This window comes from Streptomyces sp. H27-H5, assembly GCF_026627505.1.
In the GTDB taxonomy this organism is placed as follows: domain Bacteria; phylum Actinomycetota; class Actinomycetes; order Streptomycetales; family Streptomycetaceae; genus Streptomyces.
Genome location: NZ_JAPNLK010000090.1, coordinates 1 through 25707, shown reverse-complemented (window position 1 = coordinate 25707; position 25707 = coordinate 1). Strand labels below are relative to the sequence as shown.

Genomic DNA, 25707 nt, shown 5'->3' with positions numbered 1-25707 from the left:
TCAGCCTACGAGCTGAGTCCTAGAACTTGAGGCCACTGATCATGCTGGCCACGTTGGACGTCAGTTGGCTGAGCGTCGGCGCGATGGTCGAACTCGCCAGATAGAAGCCGAGCAGCACACACACGAGGGCGTGTCCTGCCTTCAGTCCCGACCTCCGAACCAGCAGGAAGACGACGATCGCCAGCAGCACCACGGCCGAGATCGAGAGTGCCACGGCGTTTCACCTCCACGTCGAGCGGACATCGGTACGCGAACTCGTGCTCGGCAGACTCATACCCACCGTGCGCTACGGATCATAACTATCCGTACCAGCGCATCGATCGAATTCCGGCAGCACAAGGGGCGCACGCCGCGCATGCGCAGGGTCACGGGGGAGGCCGGCCGGGGAGGCTGTACGCCTCCCCGGCCGGCTGTCGGCACCCGCACGGCCGCACCCGACTCAGGCTGCCCGGTTCGCATCTCGGGCCAGAAACGGTCAAGTTGCCACGAGGTAAACCGAGTTGTCGTCACCCAGGGCCAGGCTCTGCGCATATTCGGGGGTGGCTGGAAATGATCGACGGGCGAGCGTCCCCGCGCCCGCCGACCCGGCGGCTACTCCTTGGACGGCGGGTCCGAGGCCTGGGGGTCCGAGGCCTGCGGGCCCGTGCCCGGCGGGTCCGAGGCCTGCGGGCCGGCGGGCGTCGGATCCGGCGGCGGGAGTTCGCCCGGTCCCGGGACCACCCGCTTCTCGGCCGCGAAGTGGCAGGCCGACGGGTGCGCCGCCGGGCCGGACGGGAAGACCTGCGGGATCGCGAGCAGCGGCACCTCCGCCGCGCACCGTGCCTGGGCCTTCCAGCAGCGGGTGCGGAAGCGGCAGCCCGAGGGCGGATCGGCCGGGGACGGGACGTCGCCGGTGAGGATGATCCGGTCCCGGTGGGCGCGGGCGTCCGGGTCGGGGACGGGCACGGCCGACAGCAGGGCCTGGGTGTACGGGTGGGTCGGGTGGTCGTAGATCTGGATGTCGCTGCCGATCTCGACGATCCGGCCCAGGTACATCACGCCGACCCGGTCGGAGATGTGCCGCACGATCGAGAGGTCGTGCGCGATGAACACGTAGGACAGCCTGAACTCGTCCTGGAGCCGGGCCAGCAGGTTGACCACCTGCGCCTGGACGGAGACGTCGAGCGCGGAGACCGGTTCGTCGGCGACGATGATCTCGGGGCGCAGGGCCAGGCCGCGGGCGATGCCGATGCGCTGGCGCTGGCCGCCGGAGAACTGGTGCGGGTAGCGGTTGATGTACTCCGGGTTGAGGCCGACCACGTCCAACAGGTCCTGGACCTTGCGGCGCCGGTCGCCCTTGGGGGCCACCTCGGGATGGATCTCGTACGGTTCGCCGATGATGTCGCCGACCGTCATGCGCGGGTTCAGCGAGGTGTACGGGTCCTGGAACACCATCTGGATGTTGCGCCGGACGGCCTTCAGGGCCCGCCCGGACAGCCTGGTGATGTCCTCGCCCTTGTAGGAGATGGCCCCCGAGGTCGGGCGTTCCAGGTTGACCAGCATCTTCGCGACGGTGGACTTGCCGCAGCCCGACTCGCCGACGATGCCGAGCGTCTCGCCGGCGGCGAGGTCGAAAGAGACGCCGTCGACGGCCTTGACGGCGCCGATCCTCTTCTTGAAGAGGACGCCCCGGGTCAGCGGGTAGTGCTTGACCAGGTCCCGCACTTCCAGGATGGCTTCAGGCACCGATGCACTCCTTCCAGAAGAAGCACGCGCTGGTGCGGTCCGGGGCGACGTCGGCGAGCGGCGGCACCTCGGCCCGGCAGGCCGGCCGGGCCATCGGGCAGCGGGGGTTGAAGGCGCAACCGGGCGGGATGGCGAGCAGGTTGGGCGGCAGCCCCTTGATCGCGTAGAGCTCCTGGCCCTTCTGGTCCAGGCGCGGGATCGAGTCCAGCAGGCCGCGGGTGTACGGGTGCGCGGGGCGCCGGTAGATCTCGTGGACGGGGGCCGCCTCGACGATCCGGCCCGCGTACATGACGGCGATCTTGTCGGCGACGTCGGCGACGACGCCGAGGTCGTGGGTGATCAGGATGAGGCCCATGTTCAGCTCGCGCTGGAGCTCGGCGAGCAGGTCCATGACCTGGGCCTGGACGGTGACGTCCAGGGCGGTGGTCGGCTCGTCGGCGATGATCAGGGAGGGTTCGAGGGCCAGCGCCATCGCGATCATGATGCGTTGGCGCATGCCGCCGGAGAACTGGTGCGGGTAGTCCCCCACCCGCTGCCGGGCGGCGGGGATCCGCACCCGGTCCATCAGCTCGATCGCCCTGGCCTTGGCGTCCTTGCGGGACATCCCGCGGTGGACCTCGTACATCTCGCCGAGCTGCGCGCCCACGCTGAGGACGGGGTTCAGGGAGGACAGGGCGTCCTGGAAGATCATGGCCATCTCGGCGCCGCGGATCTTCCGGCGTTCCTCCTCCTTGGTCTTCAGGAGGTCCTTGCCCTTGAACAGGATCTCGCCGTGGGAGATCCTGCCCGGGGGCATGTCCAGGATGCCCATGACGGCCTGGGCGGTGACGGACTTGCCGGAGCCGGACTCGCCGAGCACGGCGAGGGTCTCGCCCTCGTCGACCGAGTAGCTGACGCCGTTGACGGCCTTGGCGACTCCGTCCCGCGTGTGGAACTCCACATGGAGGTCGCGGACTTCGAGCAGCATGGTGCCCACTCCTCAGCGCAGCTTGGGGTCGAGGGCGTCGCGCACCGCGTCGCCGAGCATGATGAAGGCGAGCACGGTGATGCTCAGCGCGCCGGCCGGATAGAGCAGCATGTGCGGGGCATTGCGGATCTGGGAGGCGGCGTTGGAGATGTCGATCCCCCAGGAGACCGTCGGGGGGCGCAGGCCGACGCCGAGGAACGACAGGGTGGCCTCCAGGGCGATGTAGGTGCCCAGGGCGATGGTGGCGACGACGATGACGGGCGCGACGGCGTTGGGCGCCACGTGCCGCAGCATCATCCGGCCGTTGCCGGCGCCGAGGGCGCGGGCGGCCTGGACGTAGTCGTTCTGTTTGGCGGTGATCACCGAACCGCGGGCGATGCGGGCGATCTGCGGCCAGCCGAGCAGCACGATGAAGCCGACCACGGGCCAGACGGTGGTGCTGGTGACCACGGACAGGAAGACCAGGCCGCCGAGGACGACCGGGATGCCGAAGAAGATGTCCGCGACCCGGGAGAGCAGCGAGTCGCCCCAGCCGCCGAAGAAGCCGGCGAGCCCGCCGAGCAGGGAGCCGAGCAGGGCGGCTCCGAGGGTCGCGCAGATGCCGACCGTGATGGAGGCGCGGGCCCCGTAGACGGTGCGGGTGTAGACGTCGCAGCCCTGGGTGTCGTAGCCGAAGGGGTGGCCGGGCGAGGCGCCCTGTTGGGACTTCGACAGCTCGCAGTGCAGCGGGTCGCCGCTCGCGATGAGCTGCGGCCAGATCGAGATGATCACGAGGAAGAGGATCAGCAGCGAGGAGACGATGAAGACGGGGTTGCGACGCAGCTGGTACCAGGCGTCGGACCACAGGGAGCGGGCCTTCTCCCCCGGGCCGGAGGGTGCGTCGCCGAGGGGCTTCTCCAGGCTCTCGGCTTCCTCCAGCGCGAGATCCATGGGTCCGCCCTGTCCGGTCGGGGCGATGGCTTCCCCCTCTCCGGGTTGCAGCGGGTCGTAGGCGGCGTGGTCCTGCTCATGCATAACGGATCCTCGGGTCCAGGACCGCGTAGAGCAGGTCGACGAGCAGGTTCGCCAGGAGGAAGACGATGACGAGGATGGTCACGAAGCCGACCACCGTCGGGGAGTTGTTGCGCAGGATGCCCTGGTAGAGCTGGTAGCCGACGCCGTGGATGTTGAAGATCCGCTCGGTAACGATGGCGCCGCCCATGAGGGCGCCGATGTCGGTGCCGATGAAGGTGACCACGGGGATCAGCGAGTTGCGCAGCAGGTGCCGGGTGATGACCCGGCGGCGCGGCAGTCCCTTGGCCACTGCGGTGCGGACGTAGTCGGCCTTGACGTTCTCCGCGATGGAGGTGCGCGAGAGCCGGGTGACGTACGCGAGGGAGACCAGCGCGAGCACGATGCCGGGCAGGATCAGCTCCCCGAAGGCGACCTCCCCGGAGACGGTGGGCCGGACCCAGCCCCATCTGACGCCGAAGAGGAACTGGAGCAGGTATCCCGTCACGAAGGTGGGCACCGAGATCACGACGAGGGTGAGCACCAGCACGGTGGTGTCGATGGTCCGGCCCCGACGCAGGCCGCTGATCACGCCGAGGGTGATCCCGACGATGACCTCGAAGACGATGGCGACCATGGTCAGGCGCAGGGTCACGGGGAAGGCCGACGCCATCAGTTCGGTGACGGGCTGGCCGTTGAAGGCGGTGCCGAAGTCGCCCTGGAAGATCTGCCCCATGTAGTGCAGGTACTGCTTCCACAGGGGCTGGTCGAGGTAGAGGTCCTTGCGGATGCGCGCGGCGGTGGCGGGGTCGGGCGCCTTGTCGCCGAAGAGGGCGGCGACCGGGTCGCCCAGCGCGTACACCATGAAGAAGATCAGGAACGTGCTGCCGATGAACACGGGGATCATCTGGAGCAGCCGCCGGATCACGTAGCGTCCCAAGGAGTGCTCCGGGGGGGTCGGTGGGCCTCCCGGCACCGAGGGGGTGCCGGAAGGCGCGGGATCCGTGTGGGGGTCAGCTGACCTTGATCGCGTTGTAGACCGGGACGCTGAACTGGTTGAGGGCCACGTCGGAGATCCGCTCGGAGTGGCCGGCGCTGCCGTTCTGGTACCAGAGCGGGATGGCGGGCATCTGCTCGGCGAGGATCTTCTCGGCGTCCTGGAAGGTCGCCGTGGCCTTGGCCGTGTCGCTCTCCTGGTTGGCCTGGTCGACGAGCTTGTCGAACTCCGGGTTGGAGAACTTCCCGTAGTTGGAGGAGGCGCCGGTGTAGTACAGCGGCTCCAGGAAGTTCTGGATGAGCGGGTAGTCGGCCTGCCAGCCCGAGCGGAAGGGGCCGGTGAGCTTGAAGGCGCTCTGCTGGTTGCGGAAGTCCGCGAAGGTGCCGACCGGGTTGACCGTGCACACCGGGCCCTCGCCGAGGGCGTTGTTGATGCTGTTGCAGACGGCGTCCATCCAGTCGCGGTGCGAGCCGGTGTCCACGTTGGAGGTGAGCGTCATCTTGCCGCCGGGCAGGCCGCCGCCCTCCTGGATGAGCTTCTTGGCCTCGGTGGGGTTGAAGACGCAGGCGTCGCCACAGAGGGTGGCGTTGAAGCCGCCGTCCTCGCCGAGGGCCGGGGAGGTCCAGTCCTTGGCCGGGGTGCGGGTGTCGCGGAAGATCTGCTTGGTGATCTCGTCGCGGTTGATCGCCATCGAGATGCCCCGGCGGACCTTCTCCGTGCCCTCCTTGCCCCACTGCGGGTCGTACAGCGGGAAGGTGAGGGTCTGGATGATCAGCGCGGGCTGGTTGATGTACCGGTCGCCGAGGTCGTTGGCGACGTTCTTCAGCTGCTGCGCGGGGATGTCGTCGACCAGGTCGAGGTTCCCGGAGATCAGGTCCGTGTAGGCGGTGTTGTTGTCGGTGTAGACCTTGAGGTCCACTCCGCCGTTCTGCGCCTTGTCCTCACCGGTGTACCCGTCCCACTTGCGCAGGTTCATCGCGGTGCCCTTGGTGTACGAGTCCACCGTGTAGGGGCCGTTGCCGATCGGCTTGGAGAGCCAGCCGGTGTGGTCGGTGAAGAAGGCCTTGGGCAGCGGGGAGAACGCCTGGTAGCCGAGGGTCTCGGGCCAGGTGGAGAACTTCGACTTCAGGGCGACCGTGAAGGTCTTGGCGTCCTTGACGACCAGTCCGGACATCGTCTTGGCCTTGGGTTCGCCGGAGGTCGGGTGCAGGTTCTCGTAGCCGACGATGTCGGAGAAGAACGGCGAGTTGTTCTGCTTGTTGCGCACGTCGGCCGCGTAGTTCCAGGCGTCGACGAAGGACTGCGCGGTGACCGGCTCGTCGTTGCTGAACTTCCAGCCGTCCTTCAGGGTGATCGTGAAGTTCTGACTGTCCGTCGTGTCGATCTTCTCCGCGACCATGTTGACGGCGGCGCCGGTCTTCGGGTCGTAGCGTTTGAGGCCCCGGAAGATCATGTCGAGGACCTTGCCGCCCTGCACCTCGTTGGTGTTGGCGGGCTCCAGCGGGTTCTGCGGGTCACCCCACGAGGAGCTGACGATCCCCGCCTCGCCTCCGCCGCCGTCGCTTCCGCCGCCGCCGCAGGCCGTCGCCGCGAGGGCGACGGCCACCGCACAAGCGGCCCACTTGGCGTGGGTGGCTCCGCGCATGGAGTGCCTCCTAGGGATCCCAAGTCTCACTTAGGGGCCAATGTCACCCTATGAGGGGTCCTGTACACCTCCGGTTGGACCGATTGCACCCTCGCGTCACCCGCCTGTCACCCCTGCGAGTGCAAAGGCAGCTCCCATGTGTCCACGGCGTAGTGCAGGCCCATTCCGTGCGCCTCGTACAGCGCCAGTGCGCCGCTCTCGTTGTGGGTGTCCACGCCCAGTCCCACGGTGTCCCGGCCGCGTTCGGCGAAGGCGGCGAAGGCGCGGCGCAGCAGGAAACCGCCGATGCCCCGGCCGCGGACGTCCTCGCGCACGCCGATGTGGCTGATCCAGCCCATGCTGATGCGGTCGTCGCGGGTGAGCAGGACGGCCACGTCGCCCCGCTCGGGCAGGGCGGCGATCCAGACCAGGGACCAGTCGAGGCGGCGGGCGTCGAGGTGGTCGAGCCAGGGTTCGTAGGCGCGCCGCACGTGCCCGTAGTGCGCAGCGAACGTCTCCTCGACCAGGGCGTGGGCCCGGCGGGGGTCGGCCGCGTCGGCGGCGCAGTGACGCAGGGTCAGCCCGCCGGGGGGCCGCGGCGCCCGGTCGCGGGCGGCGTCGAGTCGACGGGTCATCACCTGGTACCGGCGTACGGAGCGGTAGCCGCGGCGGGTCAGGAGACCCAGGTCAAGGGTGGGCTTCACGTTGAGCTGGAGCCGCAGCGCGGCGGCGCGGGTCGCGCCGGCCAGCCGGCGGGCCCGGACCTCCATCAGCTCCAGGAGCCGTACGGCGGCCTCGGGGTCGCCCGGCAGCACGTAGTGGTCGCCGTCGACCCGACCCGGTCCGGCGTCGGCCCAGACCAGCGCGTAGGCGACGAGCCGGCCGGCCCGGAAGGCGAGCCAGGAGTCCCTCGCCAGGTCGACGCCGGGGTGGTGCAGGTCGGCCTTGACCGTGCCGAGGTCCGTTTCCGGTCTGCCGATCTCGATGACGTCGACGGCGTTGAGCAGAGCGCAGATGTCGGACGCGTCCCCGGGCCCGGCGGGTCGGACGGTCAGCATGTCGGTCATCGGCCCACTGTCGGCGGCGGCGGGCCCCGAAGGCAACCGACTTCCGTGCCCACCACACGTCAGGGCGCCCGGTACCGGAAGGATCCGGTACCGGGCGCCCTGAACAGACCTGCGTCCCGCGGGAGATCAGACGGCCAGGACGGCCTTCTCCTCCGCGAAGTGGCACGCCGACTCGTGTGCGGCCAGCGTGTCCAGGCCCTTGAAGCGCTCCGGGATCGCCAGCAGCGGCTCCTCGGTGGCGCACTTGTCCTGGGCCTTCCAGCAGCGGGTGCGGAAGCGGCAGCCCGACGGCGGGTTGGCCGGGGACGGGACGTCACCGGTGAGGATGATCCGCTCGCGACCCTCGCGGGCGTCCGGGTCGGGGACCGGGACCGCCGACAGCAGCGCCTGGGTGTAGGGGTGCGTCGGGTGCTCGTAGATCTGGCCGTCGCTGCCGATCTCGGCCATCTTGCCGAGGTACATGACGCCCACGCGGTCCGAGATGTGCCGGACGATCGACAGGTCGTGCGCGATGAAGACGTAGGACAGGTTGAACTCGTCCTGGAGCCTCTCCATCAGGTTGATGACCTGCGCCTGCACCGACACGTCGAGCGCGGAGACCGGCTCGTCGCAGATGATGATCTCCGGGTTGAGCGCGAGGCCGCGGGCGATGCCGATGCGCTGGCGCTGGCCGCCGGAGAACTGGTGCGGGTAGCGGTTGATGTACTCCGGGTTGAGGCCCACGACGTCCAGGAGTTCCTGGACCTTGCGGCGCCGGTCGCCCTTCGGGGCCACCTCGGGATGGATCTCGTACGGTTCGCCGATGATGTCGCCGACCGTCATGCGCGGGTTCAGCGAGGTGTACGGGTCCTGGAACACCATCTGGATGTTGCGCCGGACGGCCTTCAGGGCCCGCCCGGACAGCCTGGTGATGTCCTGGCCCTTGTAGAAGACCTCGCCCGCGGTGGCCTTCTCCAGGTTCATCAGGAGCTTGGCGACGGTGGACTTGCCACAGCCGGACTCGCCGACGATGCCGAGGGTCTCGCCGCGGTAGAGGTCGAAGGAGACCCCGTCCACGGCCTTGACCGCTCCGACCTGCTTCTTGAACAGGATGCCCTGGGTCAGCGGGAAGTGCTTGACCAGGTTGCGCACCTGGAGGATCGGCTCGCGCTCGGGGGCGTTCTTGGTGAGCTCAGCCATGGATCTGCTCCTTCCAGAAGTGGCACGCGCTGCCGCGGCCGGGCAGCACGGTGCCGTCCTGCTCGGTCACCTGCTGCAGGGTCGGTACCTCGGTGCGGCAGATGTCCTGCGCCTTGGGGCAGCGCGGGTTGAAGGCGCAGCCCGAGGGGATGTTCAGCAGGTTGGGCGGGAGGCCCTTGATCGCGTAGAGCTCCTGGCCCTTCTGGTCCAGGCGCGGGATCGAGTCCAGCAGACCGCGGGTGTACGGGTGCGCGGGACGCTTGTAGATCTCGTGGACCGGGGCGTTCTCCACGATCCGACCGCCGTACATGACGGCGATCTTGTCCGCGACGTCGGCGACGACGCCGAGGTCGTGGGTGATCAGGATGAGGCCCATGTTCATCTCGCGCTGGAGTTCCGCGAGCAGGTCCATGACCTGGGCCTGGACCGTCACGTCGAGAGCCGTGGTGGGCTCGTCGGCGATGATCAGGTCGGGCTCCAGGGCCATCGCCATGGCGATCATGATGCGCTGGCGCATGCCGCCGGAGAACTGGTGCGGGTAGTCGCCCACGCGCGCCTTGGCGGCGGGGATCTTGACCCGGTCCATGAGCTCGACGGCCTTGGCCGTGGCGTCCTTCTTGGACATCCCGCGGTGGACGCGGAACATCTCGCCGAGCTGGGCGCCGACGGTGTGCACCGGGTTCAGCGAGGACAGCGCGTCCTGGAAGATCATGGCGATCTTCTGGCCGCGGACCTTGCGGAACTCCTCGGCGGGCAGCTTCAGCAGGTCGGTGCCCTGGAACAGGATCTCGCCGTGCGGGATCTTGCCCGGGGGCATGTCCAGGATGCCCATGATGGCCTGCGCCGTCACGGACTTGCCGGAGCCGGACTCGCCGAGGACGGCGAGGGTCTCGCCCGCGTTCACGGAGTACGAGACACCGTTCACGGCCTTGGCGACACCGTCGCGGGTGTGGAACTCGACGTGCAGGTCGCGCACTTCGAGAAGAGGGGTGCCCTCCGGCGCCGATCGGGGCGCGGGGACGTTCGAGGTCTTGTCGATGATGGTCAACGTACGCCCTTCCTCAGCGCAGCTTCGGGTCGAGGGCGTCGCGCACCGCGTCGCCGACCATGATGAACGCGAGCACGGTGATGCTCAGCGCGACGGCCGGGAAGAGGAGCACGTGAGGTGCCTGCAGCCAGCGGACGGAAGCGTCACTGACCATCAGGCCCCAGGAGATGCCGGGCGGCTGGACACCGATGCCGAGGTAGGACAGCGCGGACTCGGCACCGATGTACACACCGAGGCTGATCGCGCCGACCACGATGACGGGGGCGACGGCGTTCGGCAGGATGTGCCGCATCGTGATGCGCAGCGTGCCGGCGCCCAGCGCGCGGGCGGCGACGACGTAGTCGTTGTTCTTGTTCTGGAGCACCGACGAGCGCATGATGCGGAAGATCTGCGGCCAGCCGAGGGTGGCCAGCACGATGGAGACCGTCCAGGCGTTGCCCTTGCCGAGACCCGACATGATCAGCATGCCGCCGAGGAGCAGCGGGATGGCGAAGAAGATCTCGGTGAACCGGGACAGGGCGCTGTCGAGCAGACCGCCGACCCAGCCGGCGATCAGACCGAGCGCGCCGCCGACGACGAGCACCAGGGTGGTCGTGACCACACCGACGATGATCGAGTTGCGCGCGGCCCAGATCGTACGCGTGTAGACGTCACAGCCCTGGACGTCGAAGCCGAACCAGTTGGCGCTGCTGGGCTTCTTCAGGGAGTCCGAGAGGTTGCAGGCGGCCGCGTCGAACGGGCTGCCGGACGTGAACCACTGGGGCACGGCGGCGAGCACGAGCAGGACGAGGACCAGCGCGCCGCCGACCAGGAAGATCGGGTTGCGGCGCAGGTCCGAGACGGCGTCCGACCAGAGACTGGCCTCGCGCTCCTTCTTCGTCTTCTTGCGGTTGTTCCTGGTGACCGGGCCGCTCGCGGAGGGGGCTTCGGCGGTCTGGGTGTCGGTCAACTCATCCCCCACCGTAGTTGTGTCACGCATAGCGGATCCTCGGGTCGAGCACTGCGTAGAGCAGGTCCACGATCAGGTTGGCGACGAGGTACACGATGATCAGGAGCGAGACGACGCCCACGATCACGGTGCCCTCCTTGCGGTACACCGATTCGGCCAACAGGCCGCCGATCCCGTGGATGTTGAAGATCTTCTCGGTGATGACCGCTCCGCCCATCAGGGCTCCGAGGTCGGCGCCGAGGAAGGTGACGATCGGGATGAGCGCGTTGCGCAGCGCGTGGTTGCCGACGACGCGGCGACGGGGCAGGCCCTTCGCGGTCGCGGTGCGCACGTAGTCGGCACGCATCGTCTCCATCATCGACGTACGGGTCAGTCGGGCCACGTACGCGAGCGAGGTCGAGGCGAGTACCAGCGCCGGGAGGAGGTAGGCGCGGATGCCGTCGTTCTCGTTGAAGGAGACGGAGAAGAAGTCGATGCCCCAGCTCTTCTTGAGCTGGACGCCCAAGGTCAGCTGAAGGATGAACCCGCTCACGAAGACCGGGATCGAGATCACGAGCAGCGTCGAGAGCAGGACGAGCTGGTCGAGGAACTTGCCCCGGCGCAGCGCGGCCATGATGCCGGCGAGCACGCCGACGACGGCCTCGATGAGGAACGCGATGATCGCGAGGTTCATCGTGTAGGGGAAGGCTTCGGTGATCTTGTCCCAGACGGAACGCCCGGTGAGCGTCTCGCCGAAGTTGCCCTGGAACAGGTTGGTTATGTAGTTCCAGTACTGGGACAGGAACGAGTCGTTGAGGTGGTACTTCTCGCGAAGCATCGCCGCGACGATCGGGTCGGCCTTCTTCTCTCCGGCCAGTGCCTGGATCGGGTCACCGGGGAGCTTGAAAGCCAGCCAATAGATGAGGAACGTGGCACCGAGCAGTACAGGGATCGCCTGCACGAGTCGGCGGATGAGGTAGCGGCCCATCAGACCTCCAACGGAAGAACAGGGGGAAAGGGCGGGCGGGCGGAAACCTGATTCCGCCTGCCCGCCCCCGCAGTCCCCTTGGTGAAGAGGGGTGTCAGCTGAGTTCGACGTTCGCCAGGTCCATGCGGCCCTGGGCGTCGACCTCGACGTTCTTCACGGACTTGGAGTAGGCCGAAGAAGACATGTACGTGAAGACGGGGATGTACGGAAGGTCGCGGATGATGATGTCATCGGCCTTCTGGTACAGCTTCAGACCCTCAGCGGGGTCCTTGGCCTCGTCCGCCTGCTTCATGACGGCCTCGAACTCGTCGTTCTTGTAGTGGCCGTAGTTGGAGCCGTTCTCGATCGCGACCTTCGAGAAGATCGGACGGAGGTAGTTCTCGGCCGCCGGGTAGTCCATGGACCACGCCATGCGGAACGCGCCCTTGTACTTCGAGGCGCCCAGGTCGTCCAGCATGTCGCCGAACTTGGCGTACGGCTTGGCGGTGACCTCGATGCCGAGGTTCTGCTTCAGCTGGTTCGCGACGGCCTCGATCCACTCCTTGTGGCCGCCGTCGGCGTTGTAGCCGAGCTCCATCTTGTTGCCCGGGACGCCGCCGGCCTTCTCGAAGATCTCCTTCGCCTTGGCCGGGTTGTACGTGCCGAACTCGCCGAGCGCGCCCTTGCGGTAGCCGGGGACGATCGGGCTGATGAAGTCGTCGGCCGGCTTGCGGGTGCCGTTGAAGATGCTCTTGCCGATGGCGTCCCGGTCGATGGCCATGGAGATCGCCTGACGGATCTCCAGCTTGCCGAAGGTCTCGGGGTTCTGCTCGAGCGGCAGGCCGAGGTAGCCGACACCGGACTCGGGCTTGTAGATGTAGCGCTCGCCGAACTCCTGGGAGACGGTGGCCATCGCCGAGATGGGGAGCTTGTCCAGGATCTGGATGTTGTCGGCGCGCAGGTCGTTGTACGCCGTGTCCAGGTTGTCGTAGATCTTGAAGGTGACGCCGGACAGCTTGGCGCGACCCTCGGCCGGGTACTTGTCGTACCGCTTGACCTTGATCTGCTTGTTGTGGTCCCAGACGCCGTCCATCTGGAAGGCGCCGTTGCCGATGGGGGCCTCGCCGAACTTCTTCGGGTCGGCCTCGAAGGCCTTCGGCAGCGGGTAGAAGGCGTTGTAGCCCAGCATCGTCTTGAACTGGGAGAAGGACTCCTTCAGCGTGACGGTGAAGGTCTTCTCGTCAACGACCTTGAGGCCCTTGAGCTCCTTGGCGGTGGGCTTCTTGTCCTTGCCCGGGGCCAGCTCGTCGGAACCGTCGATCTTCGCGAAGAAGGGCAGGCCCTCGGCGGCGTTGTCCTGGTTGGCACCCCAGTTCCAGGCGCGGACGAACGACTGGGCGTCGACCTTCTCGCCGTTGTGGAAGGTGTAGCCGTCCTTGATCTTGATCGTCCAGGTCTTCGAGTCCGTGGTCTCGATGGACTCGGCGACCGCGAGCTTCGGCTCGTTGGTCTTGTTGTCGTAGTTGACCAGACCGGTGAAGAGCGCGTGGAGGACCTCGGCACCTTCGGACTCGGCGGTGTTCTGACCGACCAGGCCGTGCTGCGGCTCACCAAGCTGCACGGTGATGTTGCCGCCACCCTCGCCTGCGTTGTCCTTGCTGGTGCTGCAAGCCGTGGCAGCCATCGCCACGATGACGGCACCCGCGACCCACTTGGCGCTCGTTGCTCCGCGCATGGGTAATTGCCTCCTCAGGAGTCACTGTCGATTCGTGAAGGACCCGGCTCGCTGACACCCCTGACAGCGAAATCCGGTCCCATCGTGTGTGCTCGTGAGTCGACGCTCCCCACAGCGTGTGACCCATTGACCCGAGCTCAATGGAGCCATCCTCGGGGACTGCCAGACCGTAAACCACACTTAAGTGGTCTCGTTTTCACAACATCACCGCATGGCGAAAACCCGAAATCCGGACAAACAGATAGGAGACAGACACGTGCGAAACGGACGGTTAGCTCATCATCCGGAGTGTCACGATCGGTATCCGGACACCAGAACGAAACAATCCGGTTGACAAACGCGAACGGCCCCGCCCCTCACGATGATCCGTGAGGGGCGGGGCCGTGCCACAGGACGAGTTTCGGCCGGCCGCGGAGCGGCGGCCGAGAAGCCCTGGTACTGCGTGCCTACTTGCCGGACTTGGCGCGCGAAGCGGTGCGCGAGCGCTCCTTCTGGTCCAGGACGACCTTGCGGATGCGGACGGCCTCCGGGGTCACCTCGACGCACTCGTCGTCGCGGCAGAACTCCAGGGACTGCTCCAGGGACAGCTTGCGGGGCGGCACCACGTTCTCGGTGTTGTCCGCCGAAGCCGCACGCATGTTGGTGAGCTTCTTCTCCTTGGTGATGTTCACGTCCATGTCGTCGGAGCGCGAGTTCTCGCCGACGATCATGCCCTCGTACACCTCGGTGCCGGGCTCGGTGAACAGGACACCGCGCTCCTGGAGGTTGATCATCGCGAACGGCGTCACGGAGCCGGCGCGGTCGGCGACCAGGGAACCGTTGTTACGGGTCACCAGCTGGCCGAACCACGGCTCGTGGCCCTCGTGGATCGAGTGCGCGATGCCGGTGCCGCGCGTACCGGTCAGGAACTCGGTACGGAAGCCGATGAGACCGCGCGACGGGACGACGAACTCCATGCGGACCCAGCCGGAGCCGTGGTTCGACATGTTGTCCATGCGGCCCTTGCGGACGCCCATGAGCTGCGTGACCGCGCCCATGTGCTCCTCGGGGACGTCGACCGTCATGCGCTCGACCGGCTCGTGCACCTTGCCGTCGATCTCCTGCGTGACGACCTGCGGCTTGCCGATGGTCAGCTCGAAGCCCTCGCGGCGCATCTGCTCGACCAGGATGGCCAGCGCGAGCTCACCGCGGCCCTGGACCTCCCAGGCGTCGGGGCGCTCGGTGTCGAGGACGCGGAGCGAGACGTTGCCGATCAGCTCGCGGTCGAGGCGGTCCTTGACCTGGCGGGCGGTGACCTTGCGGTCCTTGACCGCGGACTTGGCGTCCGCGCCCTTGCCGCTGCCGCCGCGGCCGACCATCGGGGAGGTGTTCGTGCCGATGGTCATGGAGATCGCCGGCTCGTCGACCGAGATCAGCGGGAGCGCGATCGGGTTCTCCGGGTCGGCGAGGGTCTCGCCGATCATGATGTCGGGGAAACCGGCGACGGCGCAGATGTCACCCGGGCCCGCCACCTCGGCCGGCTTGCGGGTGAGCGCCTCGGTCATCATCAGCTCGGTGATGCGGACGTTGGAGATGGTGCCGTCGCGCTTGATCCAGGCGACGGTCTGACCCTTGCGGAGCTCGCCCTGCTCGACGCGCACCAGGGCGATGCGGCCGAGGAAGTTGTCGGCGTCCAGGTTGGTGACGTGGGCCTGGAGGGGGGCCTCCTCGTCGAACACCGGGGCGGGGACGTGCTCCAGGATGGTGGAGAAGAACGGCTCCAGGCTGTCGCTGTCCGCGGGGACGGTGCCGTCCTCGGGCTTGGTCAGCGAGGCGACGCCGTCACGGCCACAGGCGTAGACGATCGGGAACTCGATCTGCTCCTCGTCGGCGTCCAGGTCGAGGAAGAGGTCGTACGTCTCGTTGACGACCTCGTCGATCCGGGAGTCCGGACGGTCCGTCTTGTTGATGCAGAGGATGACCGGCATCTTCGCCTGCAGCGCCTTGCGCAGCACGAAGCGGGTCTGGGGCAGCGGGCCCTCCGACGCGTCCACCAGCAGGACGACCGCGTCCACCATCGACAGACCGCGCTCGACCTCACCACCGAAGTCGGCGTGGCCGGGGGTGTCGATGATGTTGATCGTGATGGGCGCCCCGCCGTCCTTGGGGTGGTACTTCACCGCCGTGTTCTTGGCGAGGATCGTGATGCCCTTCTCACGCTCCAGGTCGTTCGAGTCCATCATGCGGTCGTCGAGGTGCTGGTGGGCGGCGAAGGCACCGGCCTGCTTGAGCATGGCATCGACGATGGTCGTCTTGCCATGGTCGACGTGGGCGACGATGGCGACGTTACGGATGTCGTGGCGCGTGGGCACTTCGGCGCTTCTCCCGGGATCGTGGATGGCGGCGCGTACGGTCCGGCACGCGAGCCTCGACCGGGCGGAAAACCTGCCACGGCCTTACCCCATCGTACGTCGGATGGCGGGAACCGGCTGCCGGGGGGTCTGTCAAGAGGCCGGACGACTGAGCGGGACCGAGGATGAGGTGGGGTGTCTCGGTCGCGCCAGACGCCTGTGTCCACTGGGGATTCACGCAGGTCTACAGGGTGTTCACGCGGGTCAACGGGTATCAACGACCTTGCCCGCCGGGTGCCCGGCGGGCAAGGGACTTGAGTCACTTCTGAGCTTGTGACCCGTGGGTCAACCTGCCGAACCCCCCTTTGTCACCACTTCTTCTCCCCGCGTCCTACTTCTTCTTCTCGTCGCCCTTGGCCGGGGCGGCCTTCTTCCAGCCGATGTCCTGGAAGCGGGGGGCGCCGAGGCCGAAGGCGCCCGCGTTGACCAGATTCGGCTTGACGGCGACCAGCTCGGGGCGCTGGTACAGCGGGACGGAGCCGGCCGCGGCCCAGATCCGGGCGTCGGCCTTGCGCATCAGCTCGCGGGACTGGTCCTCGTCCAGTTCGCCGACGGCCTGGTCGAAGAGCTGGTCGATGTGGTCCGTGCCGACCCGGGTGTAGTTCTGTTCGACGAGAAGGGAGCCGTCGGCGGCGGGTTCCGGCTTCGCGAAGATGGGCCGGGCGTCGGTGGCCGGGTAGGCCGTCGCCGGCCAGGAGTACAGGGCCAGGTCGTACTGGCCCGAGGCGATGTGGTCCTTGAAGAAGCTGTCGTCCGCCACCTTGGTCAGCTCGGTGTTCACGCCGAGCTTGCGCAGCATCTGCGAGATCCGCTCGCCGACCGCCCGCAGGGCCTCCGAGCCGGGGCCGGAGGGAAGGACGAAGCGCAGGGTGAGCGGCTTGCCGTCCTTGGCGAGCACGCTGCCCGAGGTGTGGGCCTGCTTGGCCGGGGCCGGGCTGGCCTTGGCGGGCTCCTTGTCGTCCTCGCCCTCCTCGCCGTCGAGGGTCGGGCCGCGCTTTCCGTCGTCCTGCGCCTGGTCCTCGGTCCCGGCTTCCTCCTGGGCCCGGGCCTGGGCCTCCGCCTGGCCGAGCAGGGTCTTCTCCTGCGCCGCCGCGAACGGGGCCGGGGCCGGCACCGGGGAGAGCCGCCCCTCGCGGGCCTCGGGTGCGGCGGCGTCCGCGTCGACGATCTCGCCGTCCGGCAGCCGGCCCTCGGGGAGGTCCTCGTCGTGGTCGCCGTCGGAGCCGTCGTGGTCGCCGGGCGCGCGGGCCGGCGCCTTGGCGTCGCCGGCCTTCCCGTCGTCCTGGCCGACGATGTAGAGGCCGTCGTTGCCGGTGCCCGGGCCCGAGGGGGTCTTGCTGTCGTCCTGCCCGGCCGTCTTGTCGCTCTCGGGGCCGGCCTTGGTGCCCAGCGGCGCGGTGAGCTTGCCGCCCTGGCGCCATCCGGCGTCGGCGAGCAGGGCCTGGGCAGCCTGGGTGTCCTGGCCGCCGAGCGCGTCGCTGTTGTCGGCGTACGCGCGCTGCCCGGCGAGCGCCAGGTGGCTGCCCACCGGCTTCGCGGGCAGGCCGAGCGGCTTCAGCACGATCTCGGCCAGCGCCTTGCGGTCCAGGGCGCGGGCCACGGCGCGTCGGACCCGCTCGTCGGCGAGGGGGCCGGTGGAGCCGTTCATCGCGAGCTGCGTGTAGGCGGGCTCCAGCGACTTGCGGACCGTGAAGGTGCGCAGGGCCGCCTGCTCGTCGGCGTACTTCCTGACCGCTTCCGCGTCCTTGCGGCGGGTCTCCTGTTCGGCGGCGGCCTTGCTCTCGTCCTGCCCGTACGCCAACGCCCAGGACAGGGTGGCCTGGGCGGCCGTCACGGAGGTGCCGGGACCGTGCGCGCCCTTGGCGCCCGAGGCCCGGCCGCCGTCGCGCAGGGCGAGGGCGATCCGGTCGGCGCCGGCGCGGTCGATCTCCGCCATGTCGAGGCGGCCGGCGGCCAGGGCGGCCGGGCGTTCGGCGCGGGGGACGGCCGTGAGGACCAGGGTGTCCAGCTTGGCGGGGCGGCCCCACCAGCGGGCGTTGCGGGTGAGCGCCACGGTGCCGGTCTTCTTGTCGACGGCCCCGAGGTTGAAGGGTCCGGCGGTCACCTTGAGGGCGCCGCGGGCGCCTTCGTTGAAGGCCTCGGGGGTGCCCGTGACCTGCTTCGGGTAGAGCGGGCTGAAGAGGGAGCGCCAGTCGGCGTACGGCTTGGCGAAGGTGACCTTGACCTCCAGGTCGGTCTTGCCCCGCTCGATCTTCTCGATGCGCTCGTAGCCGGCGTTGCGGGCGGTCCAGTACGCCGAGTCCTTGCCGTTCAGGGCCCTCCACTGGGCCACGAAGTCGGCGGCCCCGATCTCCCGGCCGTCGCTCCACACCGCCTGCTGGTTCAGCTTGTACAGCACGACCTGCTTGGGCTCGCGCTCGGTGACCTCGGCCTTCTCCAGGTAGTCCGGGTTGACCACCGGGCGCCCCTTGGCGTCCATGACGAACAGTTGGGGCAGCACCGCCCCGGCGATGCGGCCGGTGGCGGCGTCGGCGTCGGCCTGGAAGGTGTTCAGGGTGTCCGGGAGGTTGTCCACGGCCCAGCGCAGGACACCGCCGTCGACGACCCGGTCGCGGGCGGTCGTCGCGATGTCCTGGCCCGCGGCGGCCGGGCCGCCGTCGTCCTCACCCGCGCCGCATCCCGCGAGCAGCGGCAGTGCGAGGACTCCCGAGGTCAGGAGCGCCAAGGACCTGCGCCTTCTCTGGGTCATGGGTGGTACCTCCGGGGCGGGGCGTGGGTGCGTGAGCAGGGGGGACTTGATCACGTTCGGCGGTATATGGAGCTGATCACACTGGGTGCCGAAGCCCACTGAAATCCACGGCCCCCCGGGTCTCCCGCACCACACCCTCGCCACGCCGCGAACCCCACCCGTGCGGACCAATCGCCCCGGCGGCGCAAGCGCGCGTTCCCCCGGAAGAGGGACGGGGACGGGGGTGCGGGGGCGCACGGATCAAGCCCTCGCGCCCGCAATCGGTGCACGTGCCTTCACAACCGGGGACGGGAGGGGCGACACTCTCAGGCGCCCGTGAGCACGGCCACCGCACCCGCGGAAGTGAGGGCAAGTCATGTCCCTGCACGATGATTTGACCGCCGTACGACGCGACCTCGACGAGCTCGTCCGCAAGGTCGAGCGGCTGGAGCGCACGGCGGGGCGCCGGGATCCGCAGGGCCCTCGGGCCGCGGCTCCCGACCCGTCCCGGATGGTGACCATCCCCGACGCGCCGTACGACAGCACGCTGTGGACGGACACCGACGACGAGGGTCTCGGCGCCCGCGACCGGCGCGCCCCCTGACCGACCCGGCTGGGCACCACCCCCGGCGCTTCCCCCGCCGCATGCGCGCCTCGCACCACTCGCGTACCACCGGCGCACGCCGTGGCACCGATCACTCCCTCATCACTCCACCCGGAGTCCCCCTTGGCCACAGGCACGGAACCATCCCGACAGCGGACCGGCGGGGTCCACGGGCCCACCAGGGCTTCGATCGCCGCCCGACATCTGCGGACCGACCGGTGGTGGCTGTCGCCCGCCGGCACCGCGGCGGGACTGCTCGCCTTCATCGTCTACTCGACGTGGCGGGCCTTCTCGAACGCCGACTACTACGCGGCCCCGTACGTCTCGCCCTTCTACTCCCCCTGTCTGGCGGAGAACTGCGCGACGATGCGCGGCGGCCCCAACGCGGACCTCCTCGGCAGCTGGTGGGGCCTGTCCCCCGCCCTGCTGATCCTGATCTTCCCGCTCGGCTTCCGGCTGACCTGCTACTACTACCGCAAGGCCTACTACCGGGGCTTCTGGGCCTCGCCGCCCGCCTGCGCCGTCGCCGAGCCGCACGCGAGGTACACCGGGGAGACCCGCTTCCCGCTGATCCTCCAGAACGTGCACCGGTACTTCTTCTACGCGGCGGTGCCGGTCGCGGGCATCCTCACCTACGACACCGTGCTGACCTTCCGCGACGACCGTTACGAGTGGGGCCACATGGGCCTCGGGACGCTGTTGTTCCTGGTCAACATCGTGCTGATCTGGGCCTACACCCTGTCGTGCCATTCCTGCCGGCACATCATGGGCGGCCGCCTGAAGCACTTCTCCAAGCACCCGGTGCGCTACCGGCTCTGGGGGTGGGTGAGCGGGCTCAACACCCGTCACATGCAACTCGCGTGGGCCTCGCTGATCAGCGTCGCCGCGTGCGATTTCTACGTCTACCTGGTCGCCGGCGGCGCCTTCACCGACCCGAGGATCTTCTGACATGGCTCAAGTCGACCGACAGCAGTGGGACGTGGTCGTGGTCGGTGCGGGCGGCGCCGGGTTGCGGGCCGCGATCGAGGCCCGCGAACGGGGCGCCCGTACGGCCGTGATCTGCAAGTCCCTCTTCGGCAAGGCCCACACGGTGATGGCGGAGGGCGGGATCGCCGCCTCCATGGGCAACGTGAACGAGGGCGACAACTGGCAGGTGCACTTCCGCGACACCCTGCGCGGCGGCAAGTTCCTCAACCAGTGGCGGATGGCCGAGCTGCACGCGAAGGAAGCACCGGACCGGGTCTGGGAGTTGGAGACCTGGGGCGCCTTGTTCGACCGGACGCCCGACGGGAGGATCTCCCAGCGCAACTTCGGCGGCCACGAGTACCCGCGCCTCGCCCACGTCGGCGACCGGACCGGCCTGGAACTGATCCGCACCCTCCAGCAGAAGATCGTCCAGCTCCAGCAGGAGGACTTCAGGGAGCACGGCGACCACGAGGCCCGGCTCAAGGTCTTCCAGGAGTGCACGGTCACCCGGGTCCTGAAGGACGGGGAGCGGGTTTCGGGGACCTTCTGCTACGAGCGCGAGAGCGGCCGCTTCTTCGTCCTGGAGGCGCCGGCCGTGGTGCTGGCCACGGGCGGGATCGGGAAGTCCTTCAAGACCACCTCGAACTCCTGGGAGTACACGGGCGACGGCCACGCGCTGGCCCTCCTCGCGGGCGCGCCGCTGCTGAACATGGAGTTCGTGCAGTTCCACCCGACGGGCATGGTCTGGCCGCCCTCGGTGAAGGGGATCCTCGTCACCGAGTCGGTGCGCGGCGACGGCGGGGTGCTGCGCAACAGCGAGGGCAAGCGGTTCATGTTCGACTACGTCCCGGACGTCTTCAAGGAGAAGTACGCGGAGTCCGAGGAGGAGGGCGACCGCTGGTACGAGGACCCGGACCACAACCGGCGCCCGCCGGAGCTGCTGCCCCGCGACGAGGTGGCGCGGGCCATCAACTCCGAGGTCAAGGCGGGTCGCGGGTCCCCGCACGGCGGGGTGTTCCTGGACGTGTCCACCCGGATGCCCGCCGAGCGGATCAGGCGGCGGCTGCCGTCGATGTACCACCAGTTCAAGGAGCTGGCGGACGTGGACATCACGGCCGAGGCGATGGAGGTCGGCCCGACCTGTCACTACGTGATGGGCGGGATCGCGGTGGAGTCCGACACCGCGGCCACCCTGGGGGTGCCGGGGCTGTTCGCCGCCGGCGAGGTCGCGGGCGGCATGCACGGCTCGAACCGGCTGGGCGGCAACTCCCTGTCCGACCTGCTGGTCTTCGGTCGGCGGGCCGGGCTGCACGCGGCGGCGCACGCCGCCTCGTCCGCCGAACGCCCGGCCATATCCCCGACGGAGATCGACGCGGCGGCGCAGGAGGCGCTGGCCCCGTTCCACGCCGCGGAGGGCGCGGAGAACCCGTACACGCTGCACCAGGAGCTCCAGACGACCATGAACGACCTGGTCGGGATCATCCGCCGGGCCGGCGAGATGACCGAGGCCCTGGAGCGGCTCGCGGGTCTGCGGGAGCGGGCGGCGCGCGCCGGGGTCGAGGGCCACCGGCAGTTCAACCCGGGCTGGCACCTGGCGCTGGACCTGCGGAACATGCTGCTGGTCAGCGAGTGCGTGGCCCGGGCGGCCCTGGAACGCACCGAGAGCCGCGGCGGGCACACCCGCGAGGACTGCCCGGCGATGGAGCGGGACTGGCGGCCGGTGAACCTGCTGTGCCGGCCGGTGGACCCGGCGCCCGCCGATCCCGCGGCCGACCGGATCGAGCTCACGCGGGTCCGCACCGAACCCATCCGTCCCGACCTGCTCGCCCTGTTCGAGAAGGACGAGCTGGTCAAGTACCTCGCCGAAGAGGAGCTCCACGAGTGACTGACTACGACGCCCACTTCCGGATCTGGCGGGGCGACGCGGAGGGCGGGGAGCTGCGGGACTTCACGGTGGAGGTGCACGACGGGGAGGTGGTCCTGGACATCGTGCACCGGCTCCAGGCCACCCAGGCGTCGGATCTCGCGGTCCGCTGGAACTGCAAGGCGGGCAAGTGCGGCTCGTGCAGCGCGGAGGTCAACGGCCGGCCGCGGCTGATGTGCATGACCCGCATGTCCGTCTTCGACCGCGAGGAGACGATCACGGTCACCCCGCTGCGGGCCTTCCCGGTGATCCGGGACCTGGTCACGGACGTGTCGTTCAACTACGAGAAGGCGCGCGAGGTGCCGGCCTTCGTGCCGCCGGAGGGGGTGGCGCCCGGCGCGTACCGGATGCGGCAGGTGGACGTGGAGCGCTCGCAGGAGTTCCGCAAGTGCATCGAGTGCTTCCTGTGCCAGGACACCTGTCACGTGGTGCGGGACCACGAGGAGAACAAGACCTCCTTCGCCGGTCCGCGCTTCCTCATGCGGGTGGCGGAGCTGGACATGCACCCGTTGGACGCGGCCGCCGAGGCGGGCCTGGACCGCAAGCGCACGGCCCAGGACGAGCACGGGCTGGGCTACTGCAACATCACCAAGTGCTGTACGGAGGTCTGCCCCGAGGGCATCAAGATCACGGACAACGCGCTGATCCCCCTGAAGGAACGCGTGGTGGACCGCTCCTACGATCCCCTGGTCTGGCTCGGGAACAAGATCGGCCGGCGTTCGACCCGGTAGCGATCGCGTGCGTGCGATCCGGTGATCACTCCGGGTGCGGGGGCGGGAAACCGCCCATACGCTCCGAAATGTGACTCCGCCGAAGAGACGCACCACCGCCGGGCCGGCAGTACGGGCCGCACTCGCGCTCTGCGCCGCGCTGCTGGCGGTCGGCGGGTGGGGGGTGTCGTCGGCGCCGCCCGCCCGCGCCGACGATCCCGTGACGCTGTCCAAGCAGGGGCAGATCACCGACCGGGTCGGGGCGCTGGGCGACCGCGCGCCGGCCGTCGTGTCCGCGCTGGACAAGCTGTACGCCGACCGCAGGATCCAGCTCTTCGTCACGTACGTGCGGGACTTCTCCGGGCGTTCCCCCCAGAGCTGGGCGGACGCCACGGCGCAGAAGAACGGGCTCGGTCAGAACGACGTCCTGTTGGCCGTGGCGACCGGCGACCGGCAGTACGCCTATTCGGCCGACGTGGACTCCGGCTTCACCGAACAGCAGCTGGCCGGCGTCGCGCGGACCGCCATCGAGCCCGCCCTGCGGGAGAACGACTGGGCGGGCGCCGCGATCGGCGCGGCCAACGGGTACAACGCCGTCCTGGGCGGCCTGCCCGTGCCCGTGCCCACGCTCACCCCCGGCGAGGCGGATCCGGGCGGGTCCGCGAGCGGCGACGGCGCCGGGGACTTCGTCCTGCCGGTGGTCGTCGTCGGCGCGGCGGGCGCGCTCGGCGCGTACGCGTACAGCCGCCGCAAGCGCGGCAAGGGCGCCGGCGCGGGGCGCGGGACGACGACCGGGCCGGGCTGGGGCGGTCAGGGCGGTGCGGCGGCCCCCCTCGCCCTGCCGGAACTCGACGCGCGGGCGAAGGCGCTGCTGGTGGAGACCGACGACGCGGTCCGCACCAGCACCGAGGAACTCGGGTTCGCCTCGGCGCAGTTCGGCGAGGAGGCCGTGGGGGCCTTCACCGAGGCCGTGGAGTACGCCAAGGGCGAGCTGACGCACGCCTTCCGACTGCGTCAGCAACTGGACGACGCCTACCCGGAGGACGACGCGACCCGCCGCCGGATGGTGGACGAGATCGTGACCCGCTGCACGGAGGCGAACCGTCGGCTCGACGCCGAGACGGCGGACTTCGACCGGCTGCGGGACCTGGAGAAGAACGCCCCGCGGGCACTGGAGACCGTCGAGGCGCACTTCCGCGCACTGACCGGCCGTACGACCACGGCCGCGGCCACCCTGACGGCGCTGACGGGTCGCTACGCGGACTCCGCGGCCGCCCCGGTCGCCTCCAACCCGGAACAGGCCAAGGACCGGCTGCTGTTCGCGACGACCAGCCTCGGCGAGGCGCGGGCCGCGATCGACGCCGGCGACAACGGCAGGGCCGCCGTCCACGTCCGGGCCGCCGAGAGCGCCGTCGACCAGGCGACGACCCTGGTGGACGCGGTGGAGCGGCGCGCGCGGGAACTCGCGGAGGCGGCCGGGAAACTGCCCGTGGCGCTGAGCGAGACCGACACGGACCTCGCGGACGCCCGCGGTCTGCTGAGCGGTACCGCGCAGGGGACCTCGACGGCGGACCTGAGCGGGCGGATCGGTCGCGCCGAGTCGGTCCTGGCGGACGTGCGGCGGGAGCAGGCGGCCGGCCGGTACGACCCGATCGACGCGTTGCGCCGGGTCGAGGAGGCCGACGCGGCCCTCGACGAGGCCCTCGCGGGGGCCCGTGAGCGGGAGAGCGGCCGGCAGCGGGCGGCGGGCCTGCTGGAGCAGGCGCTGCTGTCGGCCCGCAGCGCCATCGGCGCGGCGGCGGACTACGTCACCACGAGTCGGGGCGCGGTCGGCAGCCAGGCCCGGACCAGGCTGGCGGAGGCGCAGCGGCACCTGGAGCGCTCCCTCGCCCTGACCGGCACGGATCCGGCGGGCGCGCTGGCGGAGGCCCAGCAGGCGGACTCGCTCGCGCGGCAGGCCCAGCAGCTCGCCGAACAGGACGTACGGGCCTACCAGGACCCGTACGGCGGCGCCGGCCGGCCGCGGCAGGGCGGCATGGGCGGCGCGGTGCTCGGCGGGATCATCCTCGGCGAGATCCTCGGCGGCGGCCGGCACAGGGGCGGCGGTTTCGGCGGCGGCGGGGGGTCCTTCGGCGGGGGCGGCGGCCGCGGGCCGGGCTCCTTCGGCGGGGGCGGCGGCCGCGGGCCGGGCTCCTTCGGCGGCGGCGGCACCCGCGGTCGCATGGGCGGCGGCGGCCGCTTCTGACGTCACCCCACCTCTACCCGGGAGTACAGGCACATGAGCAAGCAGACCATCCTCGGCCGTGTCACCCAGCTCGCCAAGGCGAACATCAACGCGCTGCTGGACCAGGCGGAGGACCCGCAGAAGATGCTGGACCAGCTGATCCGGGACTACACGAACAACATCTCGGAGGCGGAGCAGGCCGTCGCCACCACCATCGGCAACCTGCGGATGCTGGAGGCGGACCACAAGGAGGACGTGGAGGCGGCCTCGGAGTGGGGCGACAAGGCGCTCGCGGCGAGCCGGAAGGCGGACGAACTGCGCGCCGGCGGATCGGCGGCCGACGCGGACCGGTTCGACAACCTCGCCAAGGTCGCGCTCGGCCGGCAGTTGCAGTCCGAGAAGGAGGCGAAGACGGCGGAGCCGACGATCGCCGCCCAGACGGAGGTCGTCGCGAAGCTGAAGTCCGGCCTGGACTCGATGCGGAACAAGCTGACCGAGCTGACGTCGAAGCGCGACGAGCTGGTGGCCCGCGCCAAGACCGCGCAGGCGCAGAACACGATGATGGACGCGGTGAAGAACATCGACGTCATGGACCCCACCAGTGACCTGAACCGGTTCGAGGACAAGGTCCGACGCGAGGAGGCCATGGCGCTGGGCAAGCAGGAACTGGCCGCGTCCTCGCTGGACGCCCAGTTCGAGTCCCTGGACGACCTCGACAAGTCCTCGGAGATCGAGGCCCGCCTGGCCGCGCTCAAGTCCGGCCGGGCGGCCTAGTGCTGTGACCGGAAAGGTTCACCGTGTCACAGCACTAGTGCTGCTCCGCGAAAGTTCGTGGAGGGGGGTTCAGGCTTCCTGGAGGGGGCTGGCGGCGTAGGTCCACTTGAAGGGGCGGGCGGTCTCGTTCCGTTTGATCATGTAGTCGTCCATCTTGGCG

The 25707-nt window shown here is 69.5% G+C and carries 20 protein-coding genes; 6 read left to right on the top strand and 14 right to left on the bottom strand.

Annotation, left to right across the window (positions count from 1 at the left end; genetic code table 11):
• Window positions 1–19: 19 nt before the first annotated feature.
• From OTB19_RS33070 to OTB19_RS33005, 14 genes are all read right to left on the bottom strand, one after another.
• Complete coding sequence (locus OTB19_RS33070; RefSeq protein ID WP_267802386.1) at window positions 20–214, bottom strand: hypothetical protein; 195 nt, start codon at window positions 212–214, stop codon at window positions 20–22.
• Between the two features lie 377 nt (window positions 215–591).
• The gene (locus OTB19_RS33065) at window positions 592–1725 is read right to left on the bottom strand and encodes an ABC transporter ATP-binding protein (protein ID WP_267802385.1); all 1134 of its coding nucleotides are present in this window, start codon (window positions 1723–1725) and stop codon (window positions 592–594) included.
• Window positions 1718–2692: an ABC transporter ATP-binding protein gene (locus OTB19_RS33060; RefSeq protein ID WP_267802384.1), complete on the bottom strand. Its 975-nt coding sequence runs from the start codon at window positions 2690–2692 to the stop codon at window positions 1718–1720. Before OTB19_RS33060 ends, OTB19_RS33065 begins: the two co-directional genes overlap by 8 nt.
• A gap of 12 nt (window positions 2693–2704) precedes the next feature.
• Entirely contained in the window at window positions 2705–3706 is a 1002-nt protein-coding gene (locus OTB19_RS33055) for an ABC transporter permease (protein WP_267802383.1), read from the bottom strand.
• The gene (locus OTB19_RS33050) at window positions 3699–4622 is read right to left on the bottom strand and encodes an ABC transporter permease (RefSeq protein ID WP_267802382.1); all 924 of its coding nucleotides are present in this window, start codon (window positions 4620–4622) and stop codon (window positions 3699–3701) included. The genes OTB19_RS33055 and OTB19_RS33050 overlap by 8 nt, the downstream gene beginning before the upstream one ends.
• A 73-nt stretch (window positions 4623–4695) precedes the next feature.
• Window positions 4696–6324 (bottom strand): peptide ABC transporter substrate-binding protein, encoded by a 1629-nt coding sequence (locus OTB19_RS33045; protein ID WP_267802381.1) that lies wholly within the window; start codon window positions 6322–6324, stop codon window positions 4696–4698.
• Between the two features lie 107 nt (window positions 6325–6431).
• Complete coding sequence (locus OTB19_RS33040) at window positions 6432–7370, bottom strand: GNAT family N-acetyltransferase (RefSeq protein ID WP_267802380.1); 939 nt, start codon at window positions 7368–7370, stop codon at window positions 6432–6434.
• A 126-nt stretch (window positions 7371–7496) separates the two neighbouring features.
• A complete protein-coding gene (locus OTB19_RS33035; protein ID WP_267802379.1) occupies window positions 7497–8549 on the bottom strand; it encodes an ABC transporter ATP-binding protein in 1053 nt (350 codons plus the stop codon).
• Complete coding sequence (locus OTB19_RS33030) at window positions 8542–9597, bottom strand: ABC transporter ATP-binding protein (protein ID WP_267802378.1); 1056 nt, start codon at window positions 9595–9597, stop codon at window positions 8542–8544. Before OTB19_RS33030 ends, OTB19_RS33035 begins: the two co-directional genes overlap by 8 nt.
• Before the next feature lie 13 nt (window positions 9598–9610).
• Window positions 9611–10576, bottom strand: a complete 966-nt coding sequence (locus tag OTB19_RS33025) for an ABC transporter permease (RefSeq protein ID WP_267802377.1) — start codon at window positions 10574–10576, stop codon at window positions 9611–9613.
• A complete protein-coding gene (locus OTB19_RS33020; protein WP_266949638.1) occupies window positions 10569–11513 on the bottom strand; it encodes an ABC transporter permease in 945 nt (314 codons plus the stop codon). The genes OTB19_RS33025 and OTB19_RS33020 overlap by 8 nt, the downstream gene beginning before the upstream one ends.
• Window positions 11514–11607: 94 nt before the next feature.
• A complete protein-coding gene (locus tag OTB19_RS33015) occupies window positions 11608–13227 on the bottom strand; it encodes a peptide ABC transporter substrate-binding protein (protein WP_267802376.1) in 1620 nt (539 codons plus the stop codon).
• Between the two features lie 446 nt (window positions 13228–13673).
• Window positions 13674–15578, bottom strand: coding sequence for a translational GTPase TypA (typA, locus tag OTB19_RS33010; RefSeq protein ID WP_267802375.1), 1905 nt, complete (start codon window positions 15576–15578; stop codon window positions 13674–13676).
• 370 nt (window positions 15579–15948) lie between these two features.
• Window positions 15949–18366 carry an ABC transporter family substrate-binding protein gene (locus tag OTB19_RS33005; protein ID WP_267802374.1) on the bottom strand — a complete coding sequence of 806 codons (2418 nt, stop codon included), beginning with the start codon at window positions 18364–18366 and terminating at the stop codon, window positions 15949–15951.
• A 355-nt stretch (window positions 18367–18721) separates the two neighbouring features.
• Here OTB19_RS33005 and OTB19_RS33000 point away from each other — a divergent pair, with 355 nt between their 5' ends.
• The 6 genes from OTB19_RS33000 to OTB19_RS32975 all read left to right on the top strand — a co-directional run bounded on the left by OTB19_RS33000 (window position 18722) and on the right by OTB19_RS32975 (window position 25547).
• Window positions 18722–18949: a hypothetical protein gene (locus OTB19_RS33000; protein WP_267802373.1), complete on the top strand. Its 228-nt coding sequence runs from the start codon at window positions 18722–18724 to the stop codon at window positions 18947–18949.
• A gap of 123 nt (window positions 18950–19072) precedes the next feature.
• Window positions 19073–19897 (top strand): hypothetical protein, encoded by an 825-nt coding sequence (locus OTB19_RS32995; RefSeq protein WP_267802372.1) that lies wholly within the window; start codon window positions 19073–19075, stop codon window positions 19895–19897.
• Between the two features lies 1 nt (window position 19898).
• A complete protein-coding gene (locus OTB19_RS32990) occupies window positions 19899–21800 on the top strand; it encodes a fumarate reductase/succinate dehydrogenase flavoprotein subunit (RefSeq protein WP_267802371.1) in 1902 nt (633 codons plus the stop codon).
• Window positions 21797–22570, top strand: a complete 774-nt coding sequence (locus tag OTB19_RS32985; RefSeq protein ID WP_267802370.1) for a succinate dehydrogenase/fumarate reductase iron-sulfur subunit — start codon at window positions 21797–21799, stop codon at window positions 22568–22570. Before OTB19_RS32990 ends, OTB19_RS32985 begins: the two co-directional genes overlap by 4 nt.
• Window positions 22571–22640: 70 nt before the next feature.
• Window positions 22641–24794: a TPM domain-containing protein gene (locus OTB19_RS32980; protein WP_420716963.1), complete on the top strand. Its 2154-nt coding sequence runs from the start codon at window positions 22641–22643 to the stop codon at window positions 24792–24794.
• Between the two features lie 33 nt (window positions 24795–24827).
• Window positions 24828–25547: a PspA/IM30 family protein gene (locus tag OTB19_RS32975; protein ID WP_267802369.1), complete on the top strand. Its 720-nt coding sequence runs from the start codon at window positions 24828–24830 to the stop codon at window positions 25545–25547.
• The last annotated feature ends 160 nt before the right edge of the window (window positions 25548–25707 follow it).